2 protein-coding genes are annotated in these 2,295 nt (G+C 66.4%); both read right to left on the bottom strand.

Annotated elements, in window-relative coordinates:
• A partial coding sequence (locus VF497_RS15675) for an efflux RND transporter permease subunit (RefSeq protein ID WP_330890412.1) occupies positions 1-1,086 on the bottom strand: 1,086 nt, incomplete at its 3' end.
• Positions 1,087-1,284: 198 nt separating this feature from the next.
• A partial coding sequence (locus VF497_RS15670; RefSeq protein WP_330890410.1) for a HAMP domain-containing sensor histidine kinase occupies positions 1,285-2,295 on the bottom strand: 1,011 nt, incomplete at its 5' end.

Below are 2,295 nucleotides of genomic sequence, written 5' to 3'. Positions count from 1 at the left end.
GATCACGGTCGAGCGCCACGAGCCGAGGAACAGCAGAATCATCAGGCTGGTCAGCGCGGCCGCGATCACGCCCTCCTTGGCCACGCCGCCGATCGCGCTGCGCACGAAGATCGACTGGTCGCCGACCGCCTTGACCACGAGTGCCTCCGGCAGCGACGGCTTGACCGCTTCGAGCATCGCCTTGACCCCGTCGACGATCGCGAGGGTCGAGGTCGCGCCGCTTTTCAACACGTTCATCAGCACCGAGCGGCCGCCGTCGACGTGGACGATGTTGGTCTGCACCGCGTTGCCGTCGCGCACGTTGGCGACGTCGCGTATGTAGACCATCGCGCCATTGACCGTCTTGATCGGCAGCGCGGCGATGTCCTTGAGATCCGAGGGCGCGTTGTTGAGGTTGATCGCATACTCGAACGCGTCGATCTTCTGTGCGCCGACCGGCGTAAGAATGTTCTGCGCGGCGAGCGCGTTGGCCACGTCCTGACCGGTGAGCCCGCGCGCGAGCAGCGCCGCCGTGTCGAGGTCGATCTGCACCTGGCGCGCCTTGCCACCGAACGGATACGGAATCGCCGAGCCTTCCACGGTGACCAGGCGCGTGCGCAACGAGTTCATCGCGAGGTCGGCGAGGTTGGCTTCGGTGAGGCCCTTGCCCGACAGCGCGAGCTGCAGGATCGGCACGGTCGAAGCGCTGTAGTTGACGACCAACGGCGGAGTCGTACCCGGCGGCATGTTCTTCACCATCGTCTGCGCCGCCGTCGTCACCTGCGCATTCGCCGTGGCGATGTTCACGCCCGGATGGAAATAGATCTTGATGATGCCGAAGCCGGTGTACGAGTTCGACTCGATGTGCTCGATGTCGTTGACCAGCGTCGTCAGCGCACGCTCGAACGGCGTGGTGATGCGCCCGGCCATCTGGTCCGGCGGCAGGCCGGTGTACTGCCAGGCAACGCCGATCACCGGGATATTGATGTTTGGGAAGATGTCGGTCGGCGTGCGCAACGCCGCGAGCGGGCCGATGATGAGGATCAGCAGCGCCAGCACGACGAACGTGTACGGGCGCGACAGCGCGATGCGAACGAGGCCTTGCATGGACGAGGATACCTTGGGGCAGAAACTTGCCGAGGCAATTATGCTGCCGCGCCGCAAGTTTTCATCATCGCGGATATGAAGAATTGTTTAAACGACGGGAGGTGCGGTCTCTGCAACGCGCGAAAACGCAATGCCGGTAACGGTTTGTGCGCGGAGTCGTGTCGATGAAATTTTCTTCATGTGCCGCGGACGCCGCCCTCAGCTCTCGCTCGACGAGCAGTAGATCGTCATACGCGTGCCGGGCGGCGCGTCGGCATCGGCGATCTCGAAGCGGTAGTCGTGCAGCTTGACGATGGCCGAGACGATGGACAGGCCGAGGCCGAAGCCGGGGGCTTCGCATTCGTGTTCGTTGCGGCAGGCTTTGGTGCGGTAGAAACGGTGCAGCACCGCCTCGCGCTCGGCGGCGGGGACGCCGGGGCCGCTGTCGATCACGTCGATGCGCGGGCCGGCCTTCTCATCGACCGCGCGCAGCACGACGCGGCCGCCGTCGGGGGTGAACTTGAGCGCATTGTCGACGAGGTTGGAGATCGCCTCGAACAGCAGGCCGCCGTCGGCGCGCACGCTGGCGAGCGTCGCGGGAAGTTCGAGTGCGAAGGCAATATGCTTGTCCTCGGCCAGCGGCGAGTAGAGTTCGTGCACGCGCGCGAGCTTCTCGCGCAGGTCGACGTCGCCGAAGCCCGCGCGGCGTTGCAGGTCCTCGAGTTCGGAGATGCGCAGCAGCGCGCGGAAACGGTTGAGCAGGTTGTCGGTATCGGCGATGCAGCGTTCGATCGTCGCCGCGTGCGCGTCGTCGGCCGGCGTCTCGCGCTGCAGGCGATAGAGCTGCGCGCGCAGGCGCGTGAGCGGCGTGCGCAGGTCGTGGGCGATGCTGTCGGACACGCCCTTGACCTCGCCGAGCAGCGTTTCGAGGCGATCGAGCATGCGGTTGACGATGCTCGCGAGCATATCGACTTCGTCGCGTCGTTCGGAAATCGGCAGGCGCACGCCGAGGTCGCCGCGCATGATCGGCGCGACTGCGGTCTCGATGCGGCGCACGCGCTGGAGCGAGCCGCGCGCGAGCAGGAAGCCGCCGAGCAGGCCGGGGATCAGGGTCAAGGACAGCGCCCAGACGAAGCCGTTGCGAATGATGATGCCGACGCGGTCGAGCACGCGCGTCGTGCGCGGGAGCCCGATACGCGATCCGGCAGCGACGCGCCCCGCGACGCCGCG

Origin of the sequence: Rudaea sp., assembly GCF_036383415.1 — a bacterium.
Classification (GTDB): Bacteria; Pseudomonadota; Gammaproteobacteria; order Xanthomonadales; family Rhodanobacteraceae; genus Rudaea.
The sequence above is the reverse complement of the archived record's forward strand: the minus strand, read 5'-3'. Positions and strand labels throughout refer to the sequence as shown.